The organism is Aquamicrobium terrae, assembly GCF_040545735.1.
GTDB classification, from domain to species: Bacteria; Pseudomonadota; Alphaproteobacteria; order Rhizobiales; family Rhizobiaceae; genus Mesorhizobium; species Mesorhizobium terrae_A.
Genome location: NZ_JBEPML010000011.1, coordinates 20227 through 45805, shown reverse-complemented (window position 1 = coordinate 45805; position 25579 = coordinate 20227). Strand labels below are relative to the sequence as shown.

Annotated in this window: 25 protein-coding genes; 2 read left to right on the top strand and 23 right to left on the bottom strand. The window is 66.1% G+C overall.

Annotation, left to right across the window (positions count from 1 at the left end; translation table 11 throughout):
- Positions 1-47: 47 nt before the first annotated feature.
- The 6 genes from truB to rimP all read right to left on the bottom strand — a co-directional run bounded on the left by truB (position 48) and on the right by rimP (position 7131).
- A complete protein-coding gene (truB, locus tag ABID37_RS15980) occupies positions 48-1001 on the bottom strand; it encodes a tRNA pseudouridine(55) synthase TruB (RefSeq protein ID WP_354196508.1) in 954 nt (317 codons plus the stop codon).
- Positions 1001-1405: a 30S ribosome-binding factor RbfA gene (rbfA, locus tag ABID37_RS15975; protein WP_354196507.1), complete on the bottom strand. Its 405-nt coding sequence runs from the start codon at positions 1403-1405 to the stop codon at positions 1001-1003. Before rbfA ends, truB begins: the two co-directional genes overlap by 1 nt.
- A 188-nt stretch (positions 1406-1593) precedes the next feature.
- On the bottom strand, positions 1594-4170 hold the full coding sequence (gene infB, locus ABID37_RS15970; protein WP_354196505.1) for a translation initiation factor IF-2: 2577 nt from the start codon (positions 4168-4170) through the stop codon (positions 1594-1596).
- Complete coding sequence (locus ABID37_RS15965; protein ID WP_354196503.1) at positions 4167-4817, bottom strand: RNA-binding protein; 651 nt, start codon at positions 4815-4817, stop codon at positions 4167-4169. Before ABID37_RS15965 ends, infB begins: the two co-directional genes overlap by 4 nt.
- Positions 4818-4849: 32 nt before the next feature.
- Positions 4850-6442 carry a transcription termination factor NusA gene (gene nusA / locus ABID37_RS15960; protein ID WP_354196501.1) on the bottom strand — a complete coding sequence of 531 codons (1593 nt, stop codon included), beginning with the start codon at positions 6440-6442 and terminating at the stop codon, positions 4850-4852.
- 38 nt (positions 6443-6480) lie between these two features.
- Positions 6481-7131 carry a ribosome maturation factor RimP gene (rimP, locus tag ABID37_RS15955; protein WP_354196499.1) on the bottom strand — a complete coding sequence of 217 codons (651 nt, stop codon included), beginning with the start codon at positions 7129-7131 and terminating at the stop codon, positions 6481-6483.
- A 275-nt stretch (positions 7132-7406) separates the two neighbouring features.
- Here rimP and ABID37_RS15950 point away from each other — a divergent pair, with 275 nt between their 5' ends.
- The gene (locus tag ABID37_RS15950) at positions 7407-7571 is read left to right on the top strand and encodes a hypothetical protein (RefSeq protein WP_354196497.1); all 165 of its coding nucleotides are present in this window, start codon (positions 7407-7409) and stop codon (positions 7569-7571) included.
- A gap of 102 nt (positions 7572-7673) precedes the next feature.
- Here ABID37_RS15950 and ABID37_RS15945 read toward each other — a convergent pair whose 3' ends face one another.
- From ABID37_RS15945 to ABID37_RS15910, 8 genes are all read right to left on the bottom strand, one after another.
- Positions 7674-9218 carry a tripartite tricarboxylate transporter permease gene (locus ABID37_RS15945; RefSeq protein ID WP_354196495.1) on the bottom strand — a complete coding sequence of 515 codons (1545 nt, stop codon included), beginning with the start codon at positions 9216-9218 and terminating at the stop codon, positions 7674-7676.
- 12 nt (positions 9219-9230) lie between these two features.
- Positions 9231-9716, bottom strand: a complete 486-nt coding sequence (locus ABID37_RS15940; protein WP_354196493.1) for a tripartite tricarboxylate transporter TctB family protein — start codon at positions 9714-9716, stop codon at positions 9231-9233.
- The gene (locus ABID37_RS15935) at positions 9713-10618 is read right to left on the bottom strand and encodes a Bug family tripartite tricarboxylate transporter substrate binding protein (protein WP_435521573.1); all 906 of its coding nucleotides are present in this window, start codon (positions 10616-10618) and stop codon (positions 9713-9715) included. The genes ABID37_RS15940 and ABID37_RS15935 overlap by 4 nt, the downstream gene beginning before the upstream one ends.
- Positions 10619-10820: 202 nt before the next feature.
- Positions 10821-11546 (bottom strand): tRNA (guanine(46)-N(7))-methyltransferase TrmB, encoded by a 726-nt coding sequence (trmB, locus tag ABID37_RS15930; protein WP_354196489.1) that lies wholly within the window; start codon positions 11544-11546, stop codon positions 10821-10823.
- Positions 11543-12808 (bottom strand): methionine adenosyltransferase, encoded by a 1266-nt coding sequence (metK, locus tag ABID37_RS15925; protein ID WP_354196487.1) that lies wholly within the window; start codon positions 12806-12808, stop codon positions 11543-11545. Before metK ends, trmB begins: the two co-directional genes overlap by 4 nt.
- 147 nt (positions 12809-12955) lie before the next feature.
- Positions 12956-13378, bottom strand: coding sequence for a helix-turn-helix domain-containing protein (locus ABID37_RS15920; RefSeq protein WP_354196485.1), 423 nt, complete (start codon positions 13376-13378; stop codon positions 12956-12958).
- A 138-nt stretch (positions 13379-13516) separates the two neighbouring features.
- Complete coding sequence (gene lnt / locus ABID37_RS15915) at positions 13517-15109, bottom strand: apolipoprotein N-acyltransferase (RefSeq protein ID WP_354196483.1); 1593 nt, start codon at positions 15107-15109, stop codon at positions 13517-13519.
- A 69-nt stretch (positions 15110-15178) separates the two neighbouring features.
- The gene (locus tag ABID37_RS15910; RefSeq protein WP_354196481.1) at positions 15179-15973 is read right to left on the bottom strand and encodes a helix-turn-helix domain-containing protein; all 795 of its coding nucleotides are present in this window, start codon (positions 15971-15973) and stop codon (positions 15179-15181) included.
- Positions 15974-16080: 107 nt separating this feature from the next.
- Here ABID37_RS15910 and ABID37_RS15905 point away from each other — a divergent pair, with 107 nt between their 5' ends.
- Positions 16081-16446 carry a nuclear transport factor 2 family protein gene (locus ABID37_RS15905; RefSeq protein WP_354196479.1) on the top strand — a complete coding sequence of 122 codons (366 nt, stop codon included), beginning with the start codon at positions 16081-16083 and terminating at the stop codon, positions 16444-16446.
- A 57-nt stretch (positions 16447-16503) separates the two neighbouring features.
- Here ABID37_RS15905 and ABID37_RS15900 read toward each other — a convergent pair whose 3' ends face one another.
- The 9 genes from ABID37_RS15900 to dtd form a co-directional block, all read right to left on the bottom strand.
- Positions 16504-17577: a hemolysin family protein gene (locus ABID37_RS15900; RefSeq protein ID WP_354196477.1), complete on the bottom strand. Its 1074-nt coding sequence runs from the start codon at positions 17575-17577 to the stop codon at positions 16504-16506.
- A 27-nt stretch (positions 17578-17604) separates the two neighbouring features.
- The gene (ybeY, locus tag ABID37_RS15895) at positions 17605-18114 is read right to left on the bottom strand and encodes an rRNA maturation RNase YbeY (RefSeq protein WP_354196475.1); all 510 of its coding nucleotides are present in this window, start codon (positions 18112-18114) and stop codon (positions 17605-17607) included.
- 11 nt (positions 18115-18125) lie between these two features.
- Positions 18126-19112 carry a PhoH family protein gene (locus ABID37_RS15890; RefSeq protein WP_354196473.1) on the bottom strand — a complete coding sequence of 329 codons (987 nt, stop codon included), beginning with the start codon at positions 19110-19112 and terminating at the stop codon, positions 18126-18128.
- A 119-nt stretch (positions 19113-19231) separates the two neighbouring features.
- The gene (miaB, locus tag ABID37_RS15885) at positions 19232-20608 is read right to left on the bottom strand and encodes a tRNA (N6-isopentenyl adenosine(37)-C2)-methylthiotransferase MiaB (RefSeq protein WP_354196471.1); all 1377 of its coding nucleotides are present in this window, start codon (positions 20606-20608) and stop codon (positions 19232-19234) included.
- Positions 20609-20641: 33 nt separating this feature from the next.
- Positions 20642-21475 carry a lyso-ornithine lipid O-acyltransferase gene (gene olsA, locus ABID37_RS15880; protein ID WP_354196469.1) on the bottom strand — a complete coding sequence of 278 codons (834 nt, stop codon included), beginning with the start codon at positions 21473-21475 and terminating at the stop codon, positions 20642-20644.
- Between the two features lie 15 nt (positions 21476-21490).
- Complete coding sequence (locus ABID37_RS15875) at positions 21491-21985, bottom strand: GNAT family N-acetyltransferase (RefSeq protein ID WP_354196467.1); 495 nt, start codon at positions 21983-21985, stop codon at positions 21491-21493.
- 29 nt (positions 21986-22014) lie between these two features.
- Entirely contained in the window at positions 22015-22689 is a 675-nt protein-coding gene (gene tsaB / locus ABID37_RS15870; RefSeq protein ID WP_354196771.1) for a tRNA (adenosine(37)-N6)-threonylcarbamoyltransferase complex dimerization subunit type 1 TsaB, read from the bottom strand.
- Positions 22690-22803: 114 nt separating this feature from the next.
- Complete coding sequence (locus ABID37_RS15865; protein WP_354196465.1) at positions 22804-24963, bottom strand: malate synthase G; 2160 nt, start codon at positions 24961-24963, stop codon at positions 22804-22806.
- Between the two features lie 171 nt (positions 24964-25134).
- Complete coding sequence (gene dtd, locus ABID37_RS15860) at positions 25135-25575, bottom strand: D-aminoacyl-tRNA deacylase (RefSeq protein WP_354196463.1); 441 nt, start codon at positions 25573-25575, stop codon at positions 25135-25137.
- Between the last annotated feature and the right edge of the window lie 4 nt (positions 25576-25579).

Here is a 25579-nt window from a genome sequence, read left to right as displayed (position 1 = left end):
GAAAATGCGGCAACCTTACCCGCTTGAACGATCAGTTCAAGAACGGCTCAGCCCGCGAACACCCGCTTGGGCTTGAACAGGCCCTGCTCGATCGCGCCGATCGCCACCAGCCGGCCACGTGCGGTGATGCAGGCCTCGTCGGCCTCGACCGGCGCATCGCGGCCACGGATGACCACCGGATTGCCGAGCCGGATGCGATGTGCCGCATCGTCGCCGACAGCTACCTGCGGCAGGCTTTCCAGCGCCGCCAGCGTATCGACCAGAAGATCGTCGAGCGTAGCGAAACGGGCGCCGGGGAGGCGTTCCTCGCCCTCGGCGGGCGGCGGCGGAACGGCGGCTTCCAGCTCCTCCAGCGTGACGAAGTCGTCGGGGGTGAAGGGATAGACCTCGGTGCGGCGCAGGTCGGCAATGTGGCCGAAGCAGCCGAGGTCGCGGCCCATGTCGCGGGCCAGGCTGCGCACATAGGTGCCCTTGCCGCATTCCACCTCGAACACGGTCTTGTCGGCCTCATGCGAAACGATGTCGAGGCGCACGATCTCCACCTCGCGCGGCGGAATATCGACCGTCTCGCCCTCGCGGGCGATGTCGTAGGCGCGCTCGCCGGCGATCTTGATGGCCGAGAACTGCGGCGGAATCTGCAGGATCACGCCGGTATATTTGGGCAGCAGCGCGCGCACCTCCTCTTCGGAGGGACGCTTGTCTGCGGTCTTGGTCACCGGGCCTTCGAGGTCGTCGGTGGAGCGTTCCTCGCCCCAGGCGACGGTGAAGCGGTAGACCTTGGCGCCGTCCTGCACATAGGGCACCGTCTTGGTCGCGTCGCCCAGCGCAATCGGCAGCATGCCGGAAGCCAGCGGGTCGAGCGTGCCGGCATGGCCGGCCTTTTCGGCCTGGAACAGCCACTTGATCTTGGACACCGCCTCGGTCGAGCCAAGCCCCACAGGCTTGTCGAGCACTACCCAGCCGGAAACCGGCCGGCCCTTCTTCTTGCCTCGGCGCGCCACTATTCCTTGTCCTCGTCCTCTTGACCGAGATCGCGCGCCACCTCCGGCGAATGGAGCAGCTCGTTGATCTTCTGGAAATTGTCGTAACTGGTATCCAGCCGGAAACGGAATTCCGGCATGTATTTCATCTGCCTCAGCGCCGGCGACATGCGGCCGCGAATGAAGCGGGCATGCTTGTTGAGCGCCGCGATGACGGCGGCATCGTCCTTCGCACCCAGCGGCGCGACGAAAGCGGTGGCGATCTTGAGATCCGGCGACATGCGCACCTCGGAGACGGAAATCACCGTCGTCTCGATGAGATCGTCGCGGATCTCGCCGCGCTGGAGCATTTCGGCCAGCGCATGGCGCACCTGCTCGCCGACGCGCAGCATGCGCTGCGAAGGGCCTTTGCCTGTATTGGACATGTTTTCAATCCTGAACACGCGGGGCCGGAATTGGACCGTACCCCGCCCGAAACATTAAAGCGCCGTGCGCTTTAAGTCATTGTTTCCACGCAATTCCGGACGCAAAACCGCTTCGCACTTTTGCTGGAATTGCTCTAAAAGAATGGCGGCCGTACCGGCCGCCACTCGCAAAGCTGCCTGAGGACAGTTTACAGTTTCCGCGCCACCATTTCGACGCGGAAGCATTCGATGACGTCGCCGACCTGGATGTTCTCGTAGTTCTGGAACGCCATGCCGCATTCCTGGCCGGCCGGGACCTCGGAGACCTCGTCCTTGAAGCGCTTCAGCGTCTTCAGCGTGCCCTCGTGGATGACGACGTTGTCGCGGATCAGGCGCACGCCCGCACCACGCTCCACCCTGCCTTCGGTGACGCGGCAGCCGGCGATCTTGCCGACCTTGGTGATGTGGAACACCTCGAGGATCTCGGCATTGCCGAGGAAGGTCTCGCGGCGCTCGGGCGAAAGCATGCCCGACATCGCATCCTTGATGTCGTCGATCAGGCTGTAGATCACGTTGTAGTAGCGGATCTCGATGCCCGCGGCCTCGGCGGCCTGCCGCGCCTGCGCATTGGCGCGGACGTTGAAGCCGATGATGACGGCCCCCGACGTCTCGGCCAGCGAAACGTCGGTTTCGGTGATGCCGCCGGCGGCCGAATGGACGATGCGCACGCGCACCTCGTCCGTGCCGAGCTCTTCCAGCGCCACGTTGATCGCCTCGACCGAGCCCGACACGTCGCCCTTGATGACCAGCGGGAACTCCTTGAGGCCGCTCGACTGCATCTGCGACATCATCTGCTCCAGCGAGCCGCGCTGGCCGGCATGCTTGGCAGCCGCCTTGTCGCGCGCCTTGCGCTGGCGATATTCGGTGATCTCGCGGGCACGGGCCTCGTTGTTGACGATGGCGAAGCGATCGCCGGCGCGGGGCGTGCCCTGCATGCCGAGGATTTCGACCGGCATGGACGGTCCGGCCTCTTCCACGTGCTCGCCGCGGTCGTTGACCAGCGCGCGCACGCGGCCCCACTCGTTGCCCGCCACGACGATGTCGCCGGGCATCAGCGTGCCGGTCTGCACCAGAACCGTCGCCACCGGACCACGGCCCTTGTCGAGCTGCGCCTCGATGACCACGCCTTCCGACGTGCGATCCGGATTCGCCTTAAGGTCGAGGATCTCGGCCTGCAGCAGGATCGCCTCGAGCAGCTTGTCGATGCCGGCGCCGGTCTTGGCCGAAACCTCGACATCCAGCACCTCGCCGCCCATGGATTCGACGAACACCTCGTGCTGGAGAAGCTGGGTGCGCACCTTCTGGGCATCGGCGGCCGGCTTGTCGATCTTGTTGATCGCCACGATGATCGGCACATTGGCCGCCTTGGCGTGGTTGATGGACTCGATCGTCTGCGGCATCACGCTGTCGTCGGCCGCCACCACCAGAACGGCGATGTCGGTGGCCTGCGCACCGCGGGCGCGCATGGCGGTGAAGGCAGCGTGGCCGGGCGTGTCGATGAAGGTGATCTTCTGACCGTCCTTCTCCACCTGATAGGCGCCGATGTGCTGGGTGATGCCGCCGGCCTCGCCCGACTGGACCTTGGCGTGGCGGATCGCGTCGAGCAGCGACGTCTTGCCGTGGTCGACATGGCCCATGATGGTGACCACCGGCGGGCGCGACACCAGGTCCTCGGCGTTGTCGGCGATGTTGAACAGGCCTTCCTCGATGTCGGAATCGGCCACGCGCTTGACGGTGTGCCCGAACTCGGTCGCGACGAGTTCGGCCGTGTCGGCGTCGATGACGTCGCCCGGCTTCATCATCTGGCCCTGCTTCATGAAGAACTTCACCACGTCCACGGCGCGCTCGGACATGCGCTGCGCCAGTTCCTGGATGGTGATGGTTTCGGGCAGTGTCACTTCTCGCATAACCTTCTCGCGGGGCTCCTGATACATGGCCCGCTTGAACTTTTCCTGCCGCCGGCGCATCGCCGAAAGCGAGCGCGAGCGGGCGTCGCCGTCCTCGGAGGACAGCGCGCTGTTGAGGGTGAGCTTGCCGCGACGACGGTCCTCGTCGCCCTTGGCCTTGGCCGGGCGTGCGACTTCCGGCGTCACGATGCGGCGCGGCGGCACGCTGGCGGGAGCACCGCCGGCACGCTTCACCGGCTTGGCCTCTTCCTCTTCTTCTTCGGCTGCCTGCGGCTGCGGCGCGCGGCGGCGCGCCTCCTCCTCGGCCCGGCGGCGGGATTCGGCCTCGGCCTGGAGGCGGGCCTGCTCTTCCGCCTGACGGCGCGCGGATTCCTCGCGCTCGCGCTGGCGGCGCTCTTCTTCCTCGGCCCGGCGACGGGCTTCCTCGGCGGCGCGGGCGCGATCTTCGGCCTCCCGCGACTGGGCGCCCTGAAGCGCCCGGCGGCGGGCTTCCATCTCGTCGCGCGACAGCTCGTTCAGCACCAGCCGCTCGGCAGGCTGCGGCGGCGCGGGCGGCGGCGTCACCTTCGGCGTCTCCTTGACGGCGGGAGCCTCCTGCGCTGCCGGAGCCTGCGGCTTCGGCGCGAACACAGAAGGTTCCGGCTTCTCGCCGGGGATATTGAACTTGCGCTTCTTGGTCTCGACCACGACAGACTTGGTGCGGCCATGCGAGAAGTTCTGGCGCACAGTTCCCTGTTCCAGGCCCGGGCGCTTCAGCGTCAGGGTCTTCTTCGGCGTCACGCTCAAAGTCTTGTCGTCGCCCGATTTCGTATCGCTCATTCCCAATCCTCTGCGGCATCATCCTCGCTGACGACGGCCGCAAGCATCGCCAGATCGTCCGGGGATCCGCCCCGGTAACGGTCGAGCGCAACCATGCGCTGCTGAACCGCCCTCCCCGCGTCGGACGCGAGGACGGCAGCATGTATCACATTTGTGCCCCCCAATGCCAAACCCAATTCGGCCTCGGGGAAAAGTTTGTAGGCACGGATCGCGGGGCCACCCAGATGCACCGTGGCGCGGCGGGCCTGGCTGATCTTGCGCACGCCGTCTTCCGCAGCTTCCCTGGCATGGAGAACGAGAAGCGCTGCGCCATTGCGCACCGCATCCTCCACCTTGGTTGCGCCGGAAACGACCGCGCCGGCCTTGCGGGCAAGCCCAAGCATGCCCAGAGCTGACCGTGCCAGCAACCCGTCGACCATGGCGCCGAGTTCCGGCGGCACTTCGACCTTGGCCTTGAAGGCGCGCGAAAACAGGTTTTTCGCCGCCGCCTTGTCTATATGTAGGCGATCGGCACTCACCCAGCAACCACGGCCGGGCAGATTCCGCTTGAGATCAGGGACGACGACCGAATCCGGGCCGACGACGAAACGGATCAGTTCATCCGTTTCGGCGGTCTTCCTCGTGACGATGCAGGTGCGATCGTTCATATCCGGCAAATGGCGTCCCGATCCTCATCACGTCACGCTTCGGCTTCGGCGTCGGCCTCATCGGGGGCCTCGGCTTCGTCCTCGGTGATCCAGCCGGCCTTGAGGCGGGCGGCCATGATCATCTGTTCGGCCTCTGTGTGGGAGATGCCGTGGGGAGCCAGCACGCCGGGATAGACCTTGGTCTCGCCGTCCTTGCGCTCCTTCCAGCCGGCAAGGTCGTCGGCGGCATAGCCGGCGAAATCCTCGACCGTCTTCACGCCATCCTCGCCGAGCGTCACCATCATGGCGGTGGTGATGCCGGGGATCTCGCGCAGCTCGTCCTCAACGCCGAGCTCCTTGCGCCTGGCGTCGTGCTCGGCCTCGATGCGCTCCAGATATTCACGGGCGCGGGTCTGGATCTCGGTCGCGGTCTCCTCGTCGAAACCGTCGATGGACGAAATCTCGTCGCTGTCGACATAGGCGACTTCCTCGACGCTGGTGAAGCCTTCCGACGCCAGCACCTGGCCGACCATCTCGTCGACGTCGAGCGCATCCATGAACAGGTTGGAGCGTTCCACGAATTCCTTCTGGCGGCGCTCGCTTTCCTCCTGCTCGGTCAGGATGTCGATGTCCCAGCCGGTGAGCTGCGAGGCGAGACGCACGTTCTGGCCGCGGCGGCCGATGGCCAGCGAAAGCTGGTCGTCCGGCACCACCACCTCGATGCGCTCGGCATCCTCGTCCAGCACCACCTTGGCGACCTCGGCCGGCTGGAGCGCGTTGACGATGAAGGAGGCGGCCGAAGGCGACCACGGGATGATGTCGATCTTCTCGCCCTGAAGCTCGCCGACCACGGCCTGAACGCGGCTGCCGCGCATGCCGACGCAGGCGCCGACCGGATCGATGGAGGAATCGCGGGAAATCACGGCGATCTTGGCGCGCGAGCCCGGATCGCGGGCCACCGACTTGATCTCGATGATGCCGTCGTAGATTTCCGGCACTTCCATGGTGAACAGCTTGGCCATGAATTGCGGATGGGTGCGCGACAGGAAGATCTGCGGGCCGCGCTGCTCGCGGCGCACGTCGTAGACATAGGCGCGCACGCGGTCGCCATATTTGTAAATCTCGCGCGGGATCAGCTCGTCGCGGCGGATGATGCCCTCGCCACGGCCGAGGTCGACGATGACGTTGCCGTATTCGACGCGCTTGACGGTGCCGTTGACGATCTCGCCGATGCGATCCTTGTATTCGTCATACTGACGGTCGCGCTCGGCCTCGCGCACCTTCTGGACGATGACCTGCTTGGCCGACTGGGCGGCGATGCGGCCGAAGTCCATCGGCGGAAGCTGCTCGGCGATGAAATCGCCAAGCTGGGCGTCGGGATTGCGCTCACGCGCCGTAAGCAGTGCGATCTGCGTGGCGTAGTCCTCGACCGTCTCGACCACTTCCATCAGGCGCTGCAGCTTCATCTCGCCGGTCTGCGGGTTGATGTCGGCGCGGATGTTGGTCTCCAGGCCGTAGCGCGAACGCGCCGCCTTCTGGATGGCGTCGGCCATGGCGTCGATGACGATCTGCTTGTCGATCGACTTCTCGCGCGCGACCGCATCGGCAATCTGCAGCAGTTCAAGCCTGTTTGCGCTTACAACCATGTCTTTCTCCCTGAACCGGGCCGCCCTTTCGCGACGGTTCAATCAGCTTCGTGTTCGTTTCCGTCTTCGGCGTCCTCGGACGCCTCGTCGGTTTCGCCGTGGCGTTTCTTCGCTTCCTTGCGAGCGCGGTTGTCCTTCGACAGCGCATCCCGGATGAGGTCGTCCGTAAGGATCAGACGGGCCTCGGCAATGGTCTCGAAAGGCACGCGCACCGAAGGCTCCTCGCCATAGGCGGGCACGTCGCGAAGGACCAGAATGCCTTCGTCGTCCACCTCGGTGATACGGCCCTTGAAGCGCTTGCGCTCGGCAACGAGGGTCGAGGTCTCCATCTTGGCCAGATGGCCGAGCCATGTGGCGAAGTCGCTCTTGCGCACCAGCGGCCGGTCGATGCCCGGCGACGACACCTCGAGATGATACGCCTTTTCGATGGGATCTTCCACATCGAGCGCCGGCGAGACGGCGCGGCTCACCTCCTCGCAGTCCTCGACGGTCATGGTGCCGTCGTCGCGCTCGGCCATGATCTGCAAGGTAAGGCCGTGCTGGCCGGATAGCCGCACGCGCACCAGCCGGAAGCCGATGCCGCGCAGCACCGGCAGGATGATCGCGGCGATGCGCGCCTCGATGCCGCTTTCGCGGATGATGCGGTCGTCGCCTGCGTCTTTACCTGCGATGTCTTCGCTAGCCGTCATGGATACCGTCTCGGGCTCCTGTCGAAAGGCAGGTAACAAAAAAGAGCGGGACCGGATGGACCCACTCTTCGTCATACCGACCAAGAATTTGCGCCGTATATAGAGGAAATCCGCGCAAGGTTCAATAGCGCCCGCCGATCGGGGGCATTTTGCCCAGATGTGCAACCAGTGCAAGGCTCGCATGCGCTATACGCTATGGCAAAAACAGCCCCTCGCGCCTATATCCATGTTGCACCGCACAAGAAAAATTAGGCGGTGCAGCAAAGGAACCCAAAATGACCCGCTACAAGCCGTTCAACCGAATCGGCAATTTCTTCGGGATGATGGGCAGCGCCATTGCCGCCGCCAATGCCGTGGAGCGCGGCGTGAAGCCCGAGGCTCATCACCTGCGCAAGCTCGGCATCGATCCGAAGCAGTTCGGACAGATCCATCTCGGCTGACATGCCGGCCGGCAACCGGTCCATCTATCCGGTTCAATGTATGAAGGGCGCCCGTGAGGACGCCCTTTTGTTTTGGCCGGTGCTCCAGGCGAACCGATCCGCTCAATCCTCGTCGGTGGCAAGCTGGGCGAGCATCTTGCCCTTGCCCCGGGCGCGCAGATAGAGCGGCAGGACCACGGCCAGGATCGCCAGCACCCAAAGCAGAATCGCGATCCACGAATGGAACAGAGCCATCGGGTCGCCCTGGCTGATCTGCAAGGCCTGCCTCAGGCTCTTTTCGGCCATCGGACCGAGGATGAGGCCGACCACCACCGGGGCGATGGGATAGCCGAAGCGGCGCAGCCCATAGCCGAGCAGGCCGAACAGCATCAGCAGGAGCAGGCCGAAGGAGACCGGCGCCGGGCCGAGGAAGAAGGTCGAGCCGTCGGCGCCGATGGTGCCCAGCGTGGCGAAGACCAGGATACCGGCATAGAGCCATGGCTTGGGGATCGACAGCAGCTTCACCCACAGGCCGATCAGCGGCAGGTTGAGCACCAGCAGCATGAAGTTAGCGACCAGCAGGCTGGCGATCAGGCCCCACACCAGCGGCGCGTTGGTGGCGAACAGCAGCGGCCCCGGCTGGAGGCCGAACTGCTGGAAGCCGGCCAGCATGATCGCCGCCGTGGCCGTGGTGGGCAGGCCGAGCGTCAGCAGCGGCACCAGCGTGCCGGCGGCCGACGCATTGTTGGCCGCTTCGGGGCCGGCCACGCCCTCGATGGCGCCGGTGCCGAATTCCTCCGGATGCTTGGAGAAATTCTTCTCCGCCGAATAGGACAGGAAGCTGGCGACATCCGCGCCGCCCGCCGGCATGGCGCCGATCGGGAAGCCGATGGCGGTGCCGCGCAGCCACGGCACCCATGAGCGGCTCCAGTCCTTTCGGCTCATCCATACCGAACCCTTGACCGATTCCACCTTGTCTTCGCCGGTGGCGCGCTGGGCGACGACGGTAAAAGTCTCGCCGATGGCGAACAGCGCGACGGCCAGCGTGGTCACGGAAATGCCGTCGAACAGATTGGGCATGCCGAAGGTCAGCCGCGCCTGTCCGGTAAGCTGGTCGATGCCGATGAGGCCAAGCGCCAGGCCGATGAACAGGGCGGTGATGCCGCGCAGCGTCGATTCGCCGAAGGCGGCCGACACCGTCATGAAGGCCAGCAGCATCAGCGCGAAATATTCGGACGGGCCGAAGGACAGCGCGAACCTCACCACCGTCGGCGCGATGAAGGCGAGGCCCAGCGTCGCGATCAGGCCAGCCACGAAGGAGCCGATGGCGGCGGTGGCGAGCGCCGGCCCTCCCCGGCCGGACCGCGCCATCTTGTTGCCCTCCAGCGCGGTGACGATGGAGGCGCTTTCACCCGGGGTGTTGAGCAGGATCGAGGTGGTCGAGCCGCCATACATGCCGCCGTAATAGATGCCGGCGAACATGATGAGCGAGCCGGCCGGATCGAGCTTGTAGGTGACGGGCAACAGCAGCGCCACGGTGAGCGCCGGACCGATGCCCGGCAGCACGCCCACCGCCGTCCCGAGCGTGACGCCGATCAGGGCATAAAGCAGGTTGGACGGGTCCATGGCCACCGCAAGGCCATGGGCGAGCAAGCCGAATGTATCCATGGCGCGCCCCCGTCAGAACAGCCGTTCGAGCGGGCCGGCGGGCAGCGTGAGCTGCAGGCCCTTGGCGAACATCAACCACACGAGCAGCGCGAAGACCACGCCGATGGGAAAGGTCATCCACAGCGGCCCCTTGCCGAAGGCGCGCGCGGTGGCGGCGAACAGCAGGCCGGTGGAAAAGGCGAAGCCGATCGTCTTCATGGTCAGCATCTGCGCCACCAGCCCGCCGAGCACCCACAGCATGGGCGGAAAATCCTGCACCTCGCGCGCGGGGAAATGGCCCCGCATCGCCTCGATCGCGGTCAGGATCGACAGGAGGAACAGGCCACCGGCGATGATGTAGGGAAAGGTCTTGGGGCCGACTGGCGAGTAGCCGGCCACGCCACCGGCCTGCGACGTGCTCCAGGCGATGACGATGGCGGCAACGGCCAGTGCCGCCGCTATGACCAGCGCCGCCTTGTCGGGGCGGCGCTGGGTGTTGCGCGAACCGGAGTCGCTCATTTGACGAGGCCGATCTCTTTGAGGATGGCGGTGGTGTCGTCGGTATCCTTCTTGAGCTGTTCGGTGAAGGCGTCACCGGCCAGATAGGTATCGGCCCAGCCCTTTTCCGCCAGGGTCTTCTGCCAGCTCTCGGACTTCGCCATCTTCTCGATATCGGCCAGAATCGTGGCTTTCTGCTCGTCGCTGATGCCGGGCGCGGCAGCCACCATGCGCCAGTTCTGGATCGAGACGTCGACGCCGCCTTCCTTGAAGGTCGGCGCATCGATGCCCTCGACCCGCTCGTCGCTGGAGATGCCGATGATGCGCAGCGTGCCCGCCTCGATCTGCGACGCGAACTCGCCATAGCCGGAAATGCCGACGGTGACCTGGTTGCCGAGAATGGCGGCCAGCGCCTCGCCGCCGCCGGAGAAGGCGATGTAGTTGACCTTGGTCGGATCGACGCCCACCGCCTTGGCGATCAGGCCCGCGGTGATGTGGTCGGTGCCGCCGGCCGAGCCGCCGCCCCACGAAACGCCGCCGGGATCGGCCTTCAGCTTCTCGACCAGACCCGCCATGTCCTTGATGTCGGAGGCCGCCGGGACCACGATCGCCTCATATTCGCCGGTCAGCCGCGCGATCGGCGTCACCTGGTCGAGCGTGACCGGCGAGCCGTTGGTGAGGATCGCGCCGACCATGACGTAGCCGCCGACGATGAGCTGCGAAGGATCGCCCGACGACTGGTTGACGAACTGGGCGAGGCCGATGGTGCCGCCGGCGCCCGGCACGTTCTGGACCTGCACGCTGCTGGAAATCTTTTCGTCCTGAAGGGCCGCCTGCATCGACCTTGCGGTCTGGTCCCATCCGCCGCCCGGCGCGGCCGGAGCCATGATCTTGTAGTCCTCGGCCATCGCCGGAAGGGCCATGGCGCCGGCAATGATGGATGCCCACACGAACTGCTTCACTGCATTTCCTCCCTTGATACCCGCCGCTGCGGGCTGACACGCATGCGCCGGCTCCCGTCCGGCGGCCGGCCCGTCGCGGACCTCAACCGCAACGTGACATCAGACGCACACGGGCGCAAGCACCCTCGTCCGAAGGTCCAAGATGTTGTGAAACAGGAAGGATTCAGGAACGCAGGAAGGTCAGATAGGCAGGCGGGCGGCCTTCGCGCAGCGCCTTGGCCTCATAGCGCGTGCCCGGCCAACCCTCATAGGGCGTGTGCCAGTCGGCGGCCTCGTGCGCCTGCCATTCGAAGGCGGGGTGGGCCCGGCAGTGCAGAAGGGTCCAGTTGACGTAGGTGTCGATGTCCGAGGCGAAGCGGAAGCGGCCGCCGGGCTTCAGCGCCCGGGCGAAACGGTCGAGATTGGCCGCATTGACGAAGCGGCGCTTCCAATGCCGCTTCTTCGGCCACGGATCGGGATAGAGCAGGTCGATGCCGTCGAGCGACGCCGCGGGCAGCCAGTCGAGCAGCAGCGTCGCGTCGTCGTGGAACAGCCTGATGTTGGCGAGCGGCTGGCGCTCCAGCGCCGCCGCCATCTTGGCCATGCCGTTGACGAAGGGCTCGACGCCGATGAAGCCGGTGCCCGGACGGGTGGTCGCCTCGTGCAGCAGATGCTCGCCGCCGCCGAAGCCGATCTCCAGCCGCACGCCCTCCACCGGCGAGGACAAGAGCCGGCGCAGATCGTCCGGCGCCGGGCTCGACAGGTCGAGCCCGTAGCGCCCCAGCCCCGAGGCCAGCGCCGCCGACTGGCCGGAGCGCAGCGCCTTGCCGCGGCGGCGGCCGAAGAAGGCTTCGCTGGCGCGGCTGGGTCTTTCGTCTTCGCGGGACACGGCTTCAGGCACCTCGCTCAACCGGCGACGGCTTCCTTGAGCGCCTTCACCAGATCGGTCTTTTCCCACGAGAACGAACCGTCACGGCCGGCCTTGCGGCCGAAGTGGCCGTAGGCGGACGTCCGGGCGTAGATCGGCTTGTTGAGGTCGAGATGGCGGCGGATGCCGCTCGGCGACAGGTCCATGACCTTGCGCAGGGCCTCTTCCAGAACCGATTCCTCGACCTTGCCGGTGCCGTGCAGGTCCACATAGACGGACAGCGGCTGGGCGACGCCGATGGCATAGGAAAGCTGGATGGTGCAGCGGTCGGCCAGCTTCGCGGCCACCACGTTCTTGGCGAGGTAGCGCGCCGCATAGGCTGCCGAACGGTCCACCTTGGTGGTGTCCTTGCCGGAGAAGGCGCCACCGCCATGGGGGGCAGCGCCGCCATAGGTGTCGACGATGATCTTGCGGCCGGTGAGGCCCGCGTCGCCGTCCGGGCCGCCGATGACGAACTTGCCGGTCGGATTGATGTACCAGTTGCAGTCCTCGGCGATCTTGAGGTCGCCCAGCGCCTCGCGAATGTAGGGCTCGACGACCTTGCGGACCTTCTTGGAATCCCAGCTTCCGTCGAGATGCTGGGTCGAAAGCACGATCTGGGTCGCCTCGGCGGCCTTGCCGTCCTCGTAACGGACCGTGACCTGACTCTTGGCGTCGGGGCCGAGCTTGCCGACATCACCTTCGCCCTTGTGGCGGGCGGCGGCCAGAAGCTCCAGAATCTTGTGGCTGTAGTAGATCGGCGCCGGCATCAGGTCCGGCGTCTCGCGGCAGGCGTAGCCGAACATGATGCCCTGGTCGCCCGCGCCTTCCTCGCCCTGACGATCGGCGGCGTTGTCGACGCCCTGGCCGATGTCCGGCGACTGGCCGTGCAGCAGCACGTCGATCTTCGCCGTCTTCCAGTGGAAGCCGTCCTGCTCGTAGCCGATCGCCTTGATCGCCTTGCGCGCGGCGGCGCGGATCTTCGAGGGGTTGATGACGGCATGGCCGGAGGCATCCTTGAGGATGTTGCCGTCCTTGTCCTTCTTCAGCAGCGTGTCCGGCACGCGCACCTCGCCCGCGATCACGACGCGGTTGGTGGTGGCCAGCGTCTCGCAGGCCACGCGCACCTTCCAGGGATCCATGCCGCTTTTCTTCGCCTCCCGGTAAACGAGGTCGACGATTTCATCGGATATGCGGTCGCAGACCTTGTCGGGGTGGCCCTCGGACACGGATTCCGAGGTGAAGAGGTAATTCAGACGGCTCACGGGATGTCCCCTCTAGAAATACCGCAGCGGCGGCTGCGGCGTTGCGTCGATATGGCGCGCAACGTGTTAGCGGGGTGGTGCGCGAGTCGTCAAGCTGTCGGGAGGCCGGCGGGAAAGGACTTTCTCCCAAGCCGTCAACAGGAGCATTTATTGGTCGAGATCGTCGGCCGAAAGGGATTTAACCAGATCGACGATCCGCCGACGCACCTTGGGGTCGGTGATCTTCACGAAGGCACGGTTGAGCTGGATGCCTTCCTGGCTGGAGCAGAACTCCATCACCGAGGTCATGGAGCTGTCCTCGGAAAGCCCGCCGCCCGGTCCAGCGTCCTGGGTGGGCGCGTTCTCGAAAAAGAAAGCCGGCGGCACTTCCAATATGGAGGCGATGGCCTGCAGCCGGCTGGCGCCAACGCGGTTGGTGCCCTTTTCATATTTCTGGATTTGCTGGAAGGTTATGCCCAGGCTCTCGCCCAGCCTCTCCTGGCTCATGCCCAGCATGTTGCGTCGCATGCGTATGCGTCCGCCGACATGCGCATCTATCGGATTAGGCTTCTTTTTGTTCTGTTCCGCCATTCGTCCCTCGCCGAATTCCTCCGGCTTTTCTGTTATCATATGCCTTATCGCATCGACCTGCACGAGGCGCGAATGGATGCTCCAGCCTCATCCCAAATAGGCAATCTCATACAATATGAAGTTCTAATATACGGGCTGTCAATTCGATCGTAGGCTCCGCCTTACATTCACAACAAGTGTGGCAGCGACAAGAAGCAGCACTACGATTATGCCATTTATGCGACGCTGCTCATAATTTATGGTTTCCGCATGGTAAACGGGGATGCGGGCGTCTATCGCGCCCAGCGTATCGATGGCCAGCGCGTCGACCACCATCCCCCGCTGCTCGACGATACCGGAGATGCCGGTATTTGCCGCGCGCAGCAAAGGTAAGCCGTTTTCAACGGCGCGTATCTGCGCCTGCCGGAAGTGCTGATACGGCCCCGGCGTGTCGCCGAACCATGCGTCGTTGGTGACATTGACCATGATTTGCGCCGCCTCGGCGTCATGCGCCACCAGTTCGGGGAAAATGACCTCGTAGCAGATGAAGGGCACGGCCCGGGCGCCGCCCGGCAGGCTGAGGTCCTTGCGCTGGCTGCCGGCGTCGAAATTCATCGGGCCGGCGACGAGCTGCTCGATGCCGATGGCGGCGAACAGATCGGCGAAGGGGATGTACTCGCCGAACGGCACCAGATGAACCTTGTCGACCGCATCGACGATCTCGCCGCGGTCGTCGATCGCCACCACCGAATTGTAATAGCGGGTGCGCGTCCCCGGCCCCGAGGCCGCTTCCTCGCGCACGATGCCGGCCAGCAGGAGCTGGCCTTCCTGCAACATCTCGCCGATCGCCGTCAGCGCTTCGGGCCGATCCGTGAACAGGAACGGCACGGACGTTTCGGGCCAGATGATCAGTTGCGGGCGCTCCTGCCCTTGCGCCGGCGGGCGCGAGGACAGTTCGATCAGCGAGGCGAAGATGCGGTCGCGCACCTGAGCGTCCCATTTTTCGCTGAGATCGACATTCGGCTGCACGATACGCACCGACAGATGGTCCCGCGCCTCCGGCACCGGCTTGGTAAGCCGATAATAACCGAAGCCGGCATGGGCGATCAGCAGACCGGCAAACAGGGCGACACCGATCCGCCGCCCGGATTGATCCACCAGCAGCGCCGGCAAGGCGAAGACGAACACGGCAAGGGCGTTCATGCCGTCCATGCCGATCACCGAAACGCTCTGCATGAGCATCGTCACCGGCATCGCGGCATAGCCGATGGCATTCCATGGAAAGCCGGTGAAGAGGAAGCCGCGCAGCCATTCGGCGATGGCAAAGCCGACGGCAAGGGCCGCGATGCGGCCGATGCCGCCGCCCCACATCGAGCGGGCGATGGCTGTCGCCAGCCCGTAGAAAAACGCCAGGCCCAGCGGAATGCCGACCACGGCGAAGGGCAATGCCCAGGCAAAGCTCTCCGCCTCGACCAGCAGCGCCAGCCCGATCCACCACAGGCCGCCGAGGAAATAGCCGAAGCCGAACCACCAGCCGACCGCGAAGGCAGGCTTCAGGCGCCCGAGCCGGCTTGCGGCGCGGTCACCGGTGGTGCCGTCGAGAAGCCAGACCAGCACGGGGAAGGAGATGAAGCAGGCCACCGAAAAATCATAGGGCGCCTGCCCCAGCACGGCCAGCATTCCGGCAAGGAAGGCGACCAACGCCCGCCGCCACCCCCAAAGCAGCACTATCCGGCCGGCAAGGCGTTGCATGAGACCTACCGATCAACACGAATCACCGGCAAAACCTAGCAGGCGGGAGTCCGCGCGCCAAACGCCCATTCACCCGGCATTTGCCGCACCGCGAAGGAAATAGGCCCGCGTGTCCGCATCGGCGGGGTAGAAGCATTCGAGGGTGATCTCGGCGAGCGTGACATCCGTCGCCGTCCCGAAAACGGTGGTGGTCGAAAGCAACGACAGGACCGTGCCGGCCGCGCGCAATCTCAACGGCACGGCGACGGGATTGACCGGCACGGGGGGCTTCGTGCCGGCGCGGAACGGCAGCGCGGCAAGTTCCGCGTGCAGCGCCGCGAGCCTGGCATCGCCGCTGCTTTCCGTCTGCATGCAAAGCCGCTCGAGCAAATGGTGGCGCCACTCGGCCAGATTGTCGATGCGCGGCGCGAGGCCCTGAGGATGGAGGCTCAGCCGCAACACGTTCACCGGCGGAGCAAGCAGCACGGGCGAGACGCCATCGAGCAGCGCCATGACCGCGTCATTGGCCGCGACGAGGTTCCAATGTGCATCGACGGCCAGCGCGGGGAACGGCGCATGCCCGGCCAGCACCGCATCGAGCACCGCCCTTGCCTCGCCCATGGCGGGCTCGTCCAGGGACCGCTCCCCATAGGCGGGCGCAAAACCGCCGGCGAGCAGCAGACGGTTGCGGGCCCGCAACGGCATGTCGAGCTGTTCCGACAAGCGTACCAGCATGTCACGGCTGGCCCCTGCCCTGCCGCTCTCGACGAAGCTCAGGTGGCGCGTCGACACGCCGGCCTCACCGGCCAGTTCGAGCTGGCTGTAGCGGCGGCGGCGCCGCCATTCGCGCAAGAGGTCGCCGACTGTTTCCGTGGTGGTGCTCATGACGCCGACTGTAGCACCGGGTTTCTTTGCGGACATTACCTTGGAGGTAATCGATCCGGTGCAGCAGCGCCGGCATGGTTGGGCGGTCAACAACAAGGAGAACGACCATGACCCAGCCCACGCCCCTTGCCGTCGCCGAAGCCTATCTGGCCGTGTGGAACGAAGCCGACGACGCGCGGCGTCAGGAGGCCATCACCGGTGGCTGGGCCTCCGATGCCCGCTATGTCGATCCGATGATGAACGGCGACGGGCACGGCGGCATCGGCACGATGATTGCCGGAGCGCGCGCGCACTTTCCGGGGCACAGCTTTGCCCTGAGAGGGACACCGGACGGCCATGGGCCGTGGGTCCGCTTTTCCTGGGACCTGGCGCCGGAAGGCGGGGAACCGGTTGCCGGCGGAACCGACATGGTGAAGCTGGACGGCACCGGCCGCATCGAAAGCGTCGTCGGCTTTCTGGATTTCGCGCCCTGAGATGTCGAGGCAAAGGGGGCCGGCCCTGCAGCCGGTCCTCTTGCCGATCGGGGCCGATCAGGCCTGCTCGGCCCTGACCGCGCGCTTGCGCCGGTCTGCCTTGGGGAGTTGCACGATGCGCACGCGCTTGACGCGGCGCGGATCGGCATCCAGCACATGGAACTCGAAGCCGGGTATGGCCTGCACCACCTCGCCGCGCGCCGGCACGCGGCCCAGCGTGTTGAAGATCATGCCGCCGATGGTGTCGACCGATTCGCCGTGCTCGCCGGGTGCGAAATCCTCCCCGATCATGGCCTGCACATCCTCGATCTCGGCCTTGCCGTCGACGATAAACACGCCGTCGCCGGCCTTCGTGATCAACGGATCCTCGTCATCGTGCTCGTCCTCGATGTCACCGACGACCATCTCGACGATGTCCTCCAGCGAGGCGAGACCGTCGGTGCCGCCATATTCGTCGATGACCAGCGCCATCTGGGTGCGCGCCGCCTGCATGCGGCCCATCAGGTCCGACGCCAGCATGGAAGGCGGCACGAACAGGACCGGGCGCATGAGGTTGAGTTCGCCGATGGTGCGCGAGAGATCGACCTGCGACAGGTCGAGCTGGGCGCCGAGCGGCTGCTTGCGAGTGGTGCGGCGCTTCTTGCCGCGGGCGCCGCGCGTGATGTGCCCCAAAACGTCGCGGATATGGATCATGCCGCGCGGATCGTCCAGCGTCTCGGCATAGACGGGCATGCGCGAATGGCCGGACTGCTCGAACATGGTCATCAGATCGGCCAGCGTGGTGCCGATCTCCGCCGCCTCGATGTCGGCGCGCGGCACCATCACGTCCTCGACGCGCACCTCGCGCAAGCGCAGGATGTTGTTGAGCATCGCCCGTTCGCCGGGCGAGAAGGCTTCCGCGTCGACACCGGTCTCGGCCAGGGCGTCGGCGATTTCCTCGCGCAGATTGGTGCCGTTGCGCGGCTTGAACAGCGAGATCAGCTTCTGGACAAGGCCAGGTCCGGCAGGGGCGGCTTCCGCCGGCTGGCTGCCGGTCGCGATACTCGGACTCGGGTCCTCGTCGGAATTCTCGGGAATGTCCCGAGAGCTGCCTGCCTCATCGTGCGGGGCAGTATTTGGCGTTTCGTTCATCGTCGTCCGGTCAGGTTTTCAACGTAATTACGCATAGGGATCGGGAATGGCAAGCCTTGCCAGCGCCCTGCGCTCAACTGCCTCCATGTCCTCCGCCTCTTCCTCGGTCTCGTGATCGTACCCCAGAAGATGCAGAAATCCATGGACCAGCAGATGACTGATATGGTTGTCGAGCGGCTTGTTTTCCAGTTCCGCCTCGCGCGCGACGGTCTCCGCAGCCAGCACGATATCGCCCAGCATGGGTGGCTGGAAGCCTTCCTCCGCCTCGAAAGCTGGAAAGGAGAGGACATTGGTGGGCCTGTCCTTGCCACGCCATTCGGCATTCAGGTCGCGGATGCGGGCATCGTCGCAGAAGACGACGCTCAATTCGCTGCGCCCCGTCCACCGCAGCTGCAACTCGGCCAGAACCGCGCCGACGGCCCGCTCCACCAGATGCAGGAGATCGCTCTGCGGCGGCCAGTCGCCGGCCTCGACCAGAAGGTCTATATCCACCGGAAGCGGCGCCGATGCCGCCAGGTCGCGATTGTCTTCAGGCATGGCGGCGCTCGTCAGCCTTCCAGCCCGCGCGCGACCTTGCCGTCGCGGTCATAGGCCCTGACGATCTCGGCCACCAGCGGATGGCGCACCACATCGACATCGTTGAAGCGCACGGTGACGACACCCGGCACGCCGTCCAGCACGCGCAACGCCTCGACCAGCCCGGACTTCGTGTTCGGCGGCAGGTCGATCTGGGTCGGGTCGCCGGTAACGATCATGCGCGAATTTTCCCCGAGACGCGTGAGGAACATCTTCATCTGCATGGAGGTCGTATTCTGCGCCTCGTCGAGAATGACGGCGGCGTGGGAGAGCGTGCGACCGCGCATGAAGGCCAGCGGCGCGATCTCGATGACGCCGGCGGTGATCGCCCGTTCCACCTTGTCGCCCGGCATCATGTCGTAGAGCGCGTCATAGAGCGGCCGCAGATAGGGATCGACCTTCTCCTTCATGTCGCCCGGCAGGAAGCCCAGCCGCTCGCCGGCCTCGACCGCCGGCCGCGACAGGATGATGCGCTCGACCATGCCGCGTTCCAGCAGCATGGCGGCGTGCGCCACCGCCAGATAGGTCTTGCCGGTGCCGGCCGGACCGACGCCGAACACCAGCTCGGAGCGCTCCAGCGCCCGCATATAGGCGTCCTGGTTCAGCGAGCGGGCATAGATGGTCTTCTTGCGCGTGGAAATCTGCGCGGCCGACATCTTGCCCTTGCGCTCCATGGTCGGCAGGATGAGCTGGTCGTCGGCGGCGATGGCCATGCGCACCGCGCCATCGACATCGGACTGGCTGATTTCGGAACCCTTCTGGAGGATGTCGTAGAGGCTGTCGAGCGCGCGGCGCGCCTGCTCGGCGGCGACGGCGGAACCGCGGATGGTGAGCTGGTTGCCGCGCGAGCGAATATCGACGCCCAGCTTCTGCTCCAGCCGCGCCAGATTCTCGTCGAACTGGCCGTAGAGCGAGCCGGCAAGCTTGTTGTTGTCGAAGGTGAGCACGATGTGGGCCATGTCCGAGGCTCCGGATGGAACGCTGGAGGAGGGTCCATCGGGGCTCGTATTCGTCAGGTCGGCTGCGCTCAACCGTCTCTCCAAATCTGCCGGGGCCAGATCGTCCGGTTCATCCGCGATCAGGCCGGTTCGGCGAACAGGCTGTTGTGGCCAGTCTTCGTGATTCGCACATCAATAATGTCACCGATTTCGGCGACCTTTTCATCAACAATCACCGGCTGGAGCCAGGGCGAGCGGCCCACCTTCTGCCCAGGCTGACGGCCCGGCTTCTCGATCAGCGTCGACATGGTACGCCCGATCATGGAAGCGGTGAAGGCCTGCTGCTGCTCGCCGAGCAGCGCCTGCAGCCGCTGCAGCCGTTCGTCCTTGACCGGTTCCTCGACATGACCGTCCATCTCGGCCCCCGGCGTGCCGGGGCGCGGGGAATATTTGAAGGAGAAGGCCGAGGCGTAGGAAACCTCGCGCACGATCCTCATCGTGTCCTCGAAATCGGCCTCCGTCTCGCCCGGGAAGCCGACGATGAAATCGCCCGACATGGCGATGTCGGCGCGGGCCGAGCGAATACGCTCGAGCAGGCGCAGATAATCCGCGGCGGTGTGGCGGCGGTTCATCGCCTTCAGGATGCGGTCGGACCCGGACTGCACCGGCAGATGCAGATAGGGCATCAGCGCGCCGAGGTCGCGATGGGCGGCAATCAGCTCGTCGTCCATGTCGCGCGGATGGCTGGTGGTGTAGCGCAGCCGCGTAAGGCTGGGAATTTCCGCCAGCCGGAACAGCAGGCGGCCGAGCCCCCATTCGGAACCGTCCGGCCCCTCGCCGTGCCAGGCATTGACGTTCTGGCCAAGCAGGGTGACCTCGCGCACGCCGGCCTCGGCCAGCCGCTCGGCCTCGGCCACGATCTGGGCGACCGGGCGCGAGACTTCCGAACCGCGCGTGTAGGGCACCACGCAGAAGGTGCAGAACTTGTCGCAGCCTTCCTGCACGGTGAGGAAGGCGGTGACGCCGCGCCGGGCCACTTCCGCGCGGCGCGGCTGCGGCAGGTGGGCGAACTTGTCCTCGATGGCGTATTCGGTCTCGACGACCTTCTCGCCGTTGCGCACCTTGGCCAGCACGTCCGGCAGCCGGTGATAGGTCTGCGGGCCGACGACCAGATCCACGGCCGGAGCGCGGCGGATGATCTCGCTGCCCTCGGCCTGCGCCACGCAGCCGGTGACGCCGATCACCAGATCGCCGCCATTGCCCTGCCGCTCGGCCTTCATGTCGCGGATGCGGCCAAGCTCGGAATAGACCTTCTCGGCCGCCTTCTCGCGGATATGGCAGGTGTTGAGCAGCACTAGATCGGCGTCCTCGATCGCCTCGGTCGCCACATAGCCGTCGGCGGCCAGCGCATCGGTCATGCGCTGCGAATCGTAGACGTTCATCTGGCAGCCATAGGTCTTGACGAAGACCTTCTTCGGCGTGCCCTTTTCGGTCGGAAGGGTTGGCGTCTGTTCCATCGGCGGGCTTCTACCAGCAAAAGCCGGGCGAATCTATGCTTTTGGCCCAGTTTGTGGCGGCTTGGGACGCGGCGCAGGCAGCGGCTCGCGCAGCGCCGCGGCAAACATCTCCCGCACCCGTTCTTCCACCAGCCGGGCCGCCTGCTTGCGGTTGTCGCCGGCGGCGAAGACGACCGGTTCGCCGAACCGCACCTCGACGTCCATGGCGCCGGTGCCGAGCAGGGTTTTGGCATGGGGCGCAAGGTCCTGATCGCCGATCCAGCTTGCCAGCGCCCGAAAGCGGCGGCCGAGCGGCATGCCGTGCAGCCGCGTATAGACGATCGCCACCGGTTGTATGGCCACCTCGCGTGCCGCGCCATCGGCAATCGCCATGGTGGCCGCGCCGAACAGCGTGCTCTTGAACGGCAGCATCAGGTTGCCGTCGCCGGTCGTGCCCTCCGCGAAAAGTACCATGGCCTCGCCATTGACGAGCCGCCCGGCGATCTCGCCGGCCTGATCGCCGGATTTGCGCCGCCGCTCGCGGTCTATGTAGACGGTGCGCTGGAGGCTCGACAGGAAACCCACCAGCGGCCAGCCCTGCATGTCGGCCTTGGCGATGAAACGGACATCGGCGATGGCGCCAAGAACGGGAATGTCGGTCCAGGACACATGGTTGGCCGCGATCAGCAGCGGGCGCTGCGGCGCCAGCTTGCCGGTCACATGCACGCGCATGCCCAGCGCCCGGAGGATGACGCGGTGCCAGACCTTCAGCACCACCGTCTCGCGCCATAGCCCGGTCTTCATCGATATGAGCTGCAAAGGCACGAGGACCAGCGTTCCCGAAGCCGCCAGGGCCAGCGCCAGACCGATCCTCAGCTTCGCGATCATGCAGCCGGGCCGCCGTCAGCGCAGGTCGCGGCGCATGACCAGCGCGCCGGTCGGGCCGTTTTCGGTCGACTGGTAGTAATTGGGCCGCTTGCCCACCTCGCGGAAGCCAAGGCGCCGGTAAAGCGCGATCGCCGCCGGGTTGGCCTCGTCCACCTCCAGGAACAGCGCCTCGGCGCGCTGGGCGTGAAGCTCGCGCAGCACCGCATCCATGAGCTGCCAGCCGAGCCCGTGCCGGCGATGGGCGCGCGCCACGACGATGGTGAGGATTTCGGCCTCACCGGCGGCCAGCCGCGCCAGCACGAAGCCGACCGGCCCACGTCCGCGCCGTCCCACTTCACGGGCGGCAAAGCCGAACACCGTGTCCTGCCCCAGAAGCGAGGCGAATTCCTCATCGGCCCACGGGCGGCTGAAGCCCTCCGCGTGAAGCGTGGCGGCAATGGCGCTGTCGTCCACCGACAGCGGCTGCAACGCATATTCGCGGCGCAAGGATGAAAGGAAAGGTATGCGCATGCGAATTTCTCCTCCCCGCGCAGCCGCCGTCACGAACCTGTTCGCGGCAAGACGAAGCCGGCCTGCGGCTTGGCGTCCGCATCGCGCAGATAGACGGGCCGGGGCCTTTCGCCCGCCCCCTTTCCCGCAGCGAGCCTTGCATAGACGGCGATGTCGGCGGTCGCCTTCACCGGGCCGATCTCGGCCGATCCGCCCAGCGCCGCCACCGCTTCAGCAACGGTGCCGGCGAGCACGGCATCCGCTTGTTTTGCCAGCCGGGCCGCTTCCTCCAGGCTCGTCGCGGCCGGGCCGAACAGCGGCTTGAGGTGCTTGTCGTAGAGCCCCGCATGGATTTCGCCGCGCCCGCCGTCGAGAGCCGCCAGCACCGCGCGGCCGGGGAAGCCGTCCGCCGCTTCCGCCGCCAGCGCTTCCAGCGTCGTCACCCCGATCGCCGGGATTTTCAGGGCAAGCGCCAGGCCGCGCGCCGTCGACACGCCGACCCTCACCCCGGTGAAGGAGCCGGGGCCGACCGAAACGGCGATGGCATCGAGCCCGGCAAAGGTTTTTCCGGCCTTGCCGAGCGCGGCGTCGATGACGGCCATCAGATGCTCGGCATGGCCCTTGCCGAGATCGCGCACCTCGCGGCCAAGCTCGATGCCCCCGCCCGCATCATAGACGCAGGCGGCACAGAGGCTGGCGGAACAATCCAGGGCAAGCACGATCATGGTGCGCATGGGCTAGCGCATGTGCAGGCGCATCACAAGGCGGCGCGCATGCAAACGCGCCGCAAGTATCGGCGCGGCCACCGGCCGGGACGATGCCGGCCGGTGGCCTAGAGATCACGAAGCGAGCTTCGCCTTGAGTTCGAGCCGGCGCTGGTGGAGCAGCGGCTCGGTGTAGCCGCTCGGCTGCTCGCGCCCCTTGAAGACCAGGTCACAGGCGGCCTGGAAGGCGATCGAGGCGTCGAAATCCGGGGCCATCGGCCGGTAGAGCGGATCGCCGGCATTCTGGCGGTCGACCACGGCGGCCATGCGCTTCATCGTTTCCATCACCTGCTCCTCGCTGCACACGCCATGGTGCAGCCAGTTGGCGATGTGCTGGGAGGAGATGCGCAGCGTGGCGCGGTCCTCCATCAGGCCGACATCGTTGATGTCCGGCACCTTGGAGCAGCCGACGCCCTGGTCGACCCAGCGCACCACATAGCCGAGGATGCCCTGCGCGTTGTTGTCCAGCTCGAGCTGGATGTCCTGCGGCGTCCAGTTGGGGCGCACCGCCACCGGCACGGTCAGAAGATCGTCCAGCTTCGCCTTCGGGCGGTTGCGGATCGCGGCCTGAACGGCATGCACATTGACCTGATGGTAGTGGGTGGCGTGCAGCGTGGCCGCCGTGGGCGACGGCACCCAGGCGGTGTTGGCGCCGGCCTTGGGGTGGGCGATCTTCTGCTCCAGCATCGCCGCCATCATGTCGGGCATCGCCCACATGCCCTTGCCGATCTGGGCATGGCCGGACAGGCCGCATTCGAGGCCGGTGTCGACGTTCCAGGCCTCATAGGCCCCGATCCACGGCGCCTGCTTCATGTCGCCCTTGCGGATCATCGGGCCGGCTTCCATCGAGGTGTGGATCTCGTCGCCGGTGCGGTCGAGGAAGCCGGTGTTGATGAAGGCCACGCGCGCCGCGGCGGCACGGATGCATTCCTTGAGGTTGACGGTGGTGCGCCGCTCCTCGTCCATGATGCCCATCTTGATGGTATTGCGGGCCATGCCCAGCAGGTCCTCGACGCGGTCGAAAATCTCGACGGCGAAGGCGACCTCCTCCGGCCCGTGCATCTTGGGCTTGACCACATACATGGAGCCGGCGCGGCTGTTGGCGCGGCGGCCCTTCGGCCCGACATCGTTGAGGGCGATCAGCGCGGTGATCGCCGCGTCCATGATGCCCTCGGGAATTTCCGAACCGTCCTTGAGCAGGATCGCCGGGTTGGTCATCAGGTGGCCGACATTGCGCACCAGCATCAGCGAGCGGCCCGGCAGCACCAGCTCGCCGCCGCCAGGCGCGGTGTAGGCACGGTCGCCGTTCAGGCGGCGTGTGAAGGTGCGGCCGTCCTTGGAGATCTCCTCGGCAAGGTCGCCCTTCATCAGGCCCAGCCAGTTGCGGTAGACGACGACCTTGTCCTCGGCGTCCACGGCCGCGACCGAATCCTCGCAGTCCTGGATGGTGGTCAGCGCCGCTTCCAGCACGATGTCGGAAATGCCGGCCTTGTCGGTCTTGCCGATCACGCTGTCGCGGTCGATGACGATCTCGACATGCAGGCCGTTCTTCCTGAGCAGAACGGCCGACGGCGCGGAGGCCTCGCCGCGATAGCCGGCGAACTGGGCCGGATCGGCAAGGCCGGTCTCACCGACGACGAGCTTGCCGTCCCGGACCGACAGCGCGCCCGCATCCGCCCAGGAGCCACCCTGCAACGGAGCGCTCTCGTCGAGGAAGTTGCGGCCCCAGGCGATGACCTTGCCGCCTCGCACCGGATTGTAGCCCTTGCCCTTCCCGGCACCGTCGGCCTCGGCGATCGCGTCGGTGCCGTAGAGCGCATCGTAGAGCGAGCCCCAGCGCGCATTGGCGGCATTGAGCGCATAGCGCGCATTCATCACCGGCACGACGAGCTGCGGACCGGCGACCTCGGCGATCTCGGGATCGACATTGGCGGTCGTCACCTCGAAGGCCGGGCCTTCCGGCACCAGATAGCCGATCTCGGCCAGGAATGCCTTGTAGCCGTCCAGATCGACCGGCGCGCCATTGTCGCGATACCACTGGTCGAGCCTGCCCTGCAATTCGGCCCGCCGATCGAGGAGCGCACGGTTGCGCGGCGCCAGATCGTGCGCGATCGCCGAAACGCCGGACCAGAAAGCCTGCGCATCGATGCCGCTGCCTGCCAGCGCCTCGTTTGCCACGAAGTCGTGCAGGACGCGCGCGATACGAAGACCGGCGATCTCAATGCGATCCGACATTCCCAAAACCTCCAATAAACTGTTTCCACCGGCGGTGCGGTATGTTTGGGGGCGGCTTTGGCATGAAAAAGCGCAAGGGGTCAATGATACGCTTGTATCAGACCGGCCCTTATCCTTGGGTCAAAAGGCCCGCATGCGGGCGACCCACCATGCAGGCGCAGGCATCGATGCCTAACGCTCCGTGTCGAGCCAGATGGTCACCGGCCCGTCATTGACCAGCGCGACCTTCATGTCGGCGCCGAAAATGCCGTTGGCGACCGCTACCCCGTGGGCGGCCACAGCGGAAGAAAAATGCTCGTAGAGCCGCTTGCCCTCATCGGGCGCGGCGGCGGTGGAGAAACCGGGCCGGTTGCCTTTCGTCTCGGCGGCCAGCGTGAACTGGCTGACGACCAGCGCGCTCCCGCCGATGTCGAGCAGCGAACGGTTCATGCGCTCCTGCTCGTCGCGGAAGATGCGCAGGTTCACCACCTTGCGCGCCAGCCATTCCGATTGCGCTTCCGTATCGCCCTGCATGGCGCAGACAAGAACCAGCAGGCCCGCACCGATCTCGCCGACGATGTTGCCATCAACGGTGACGCCGGCCTCGCTCACGCGTTGGACGAGTGCGCGCATGGCC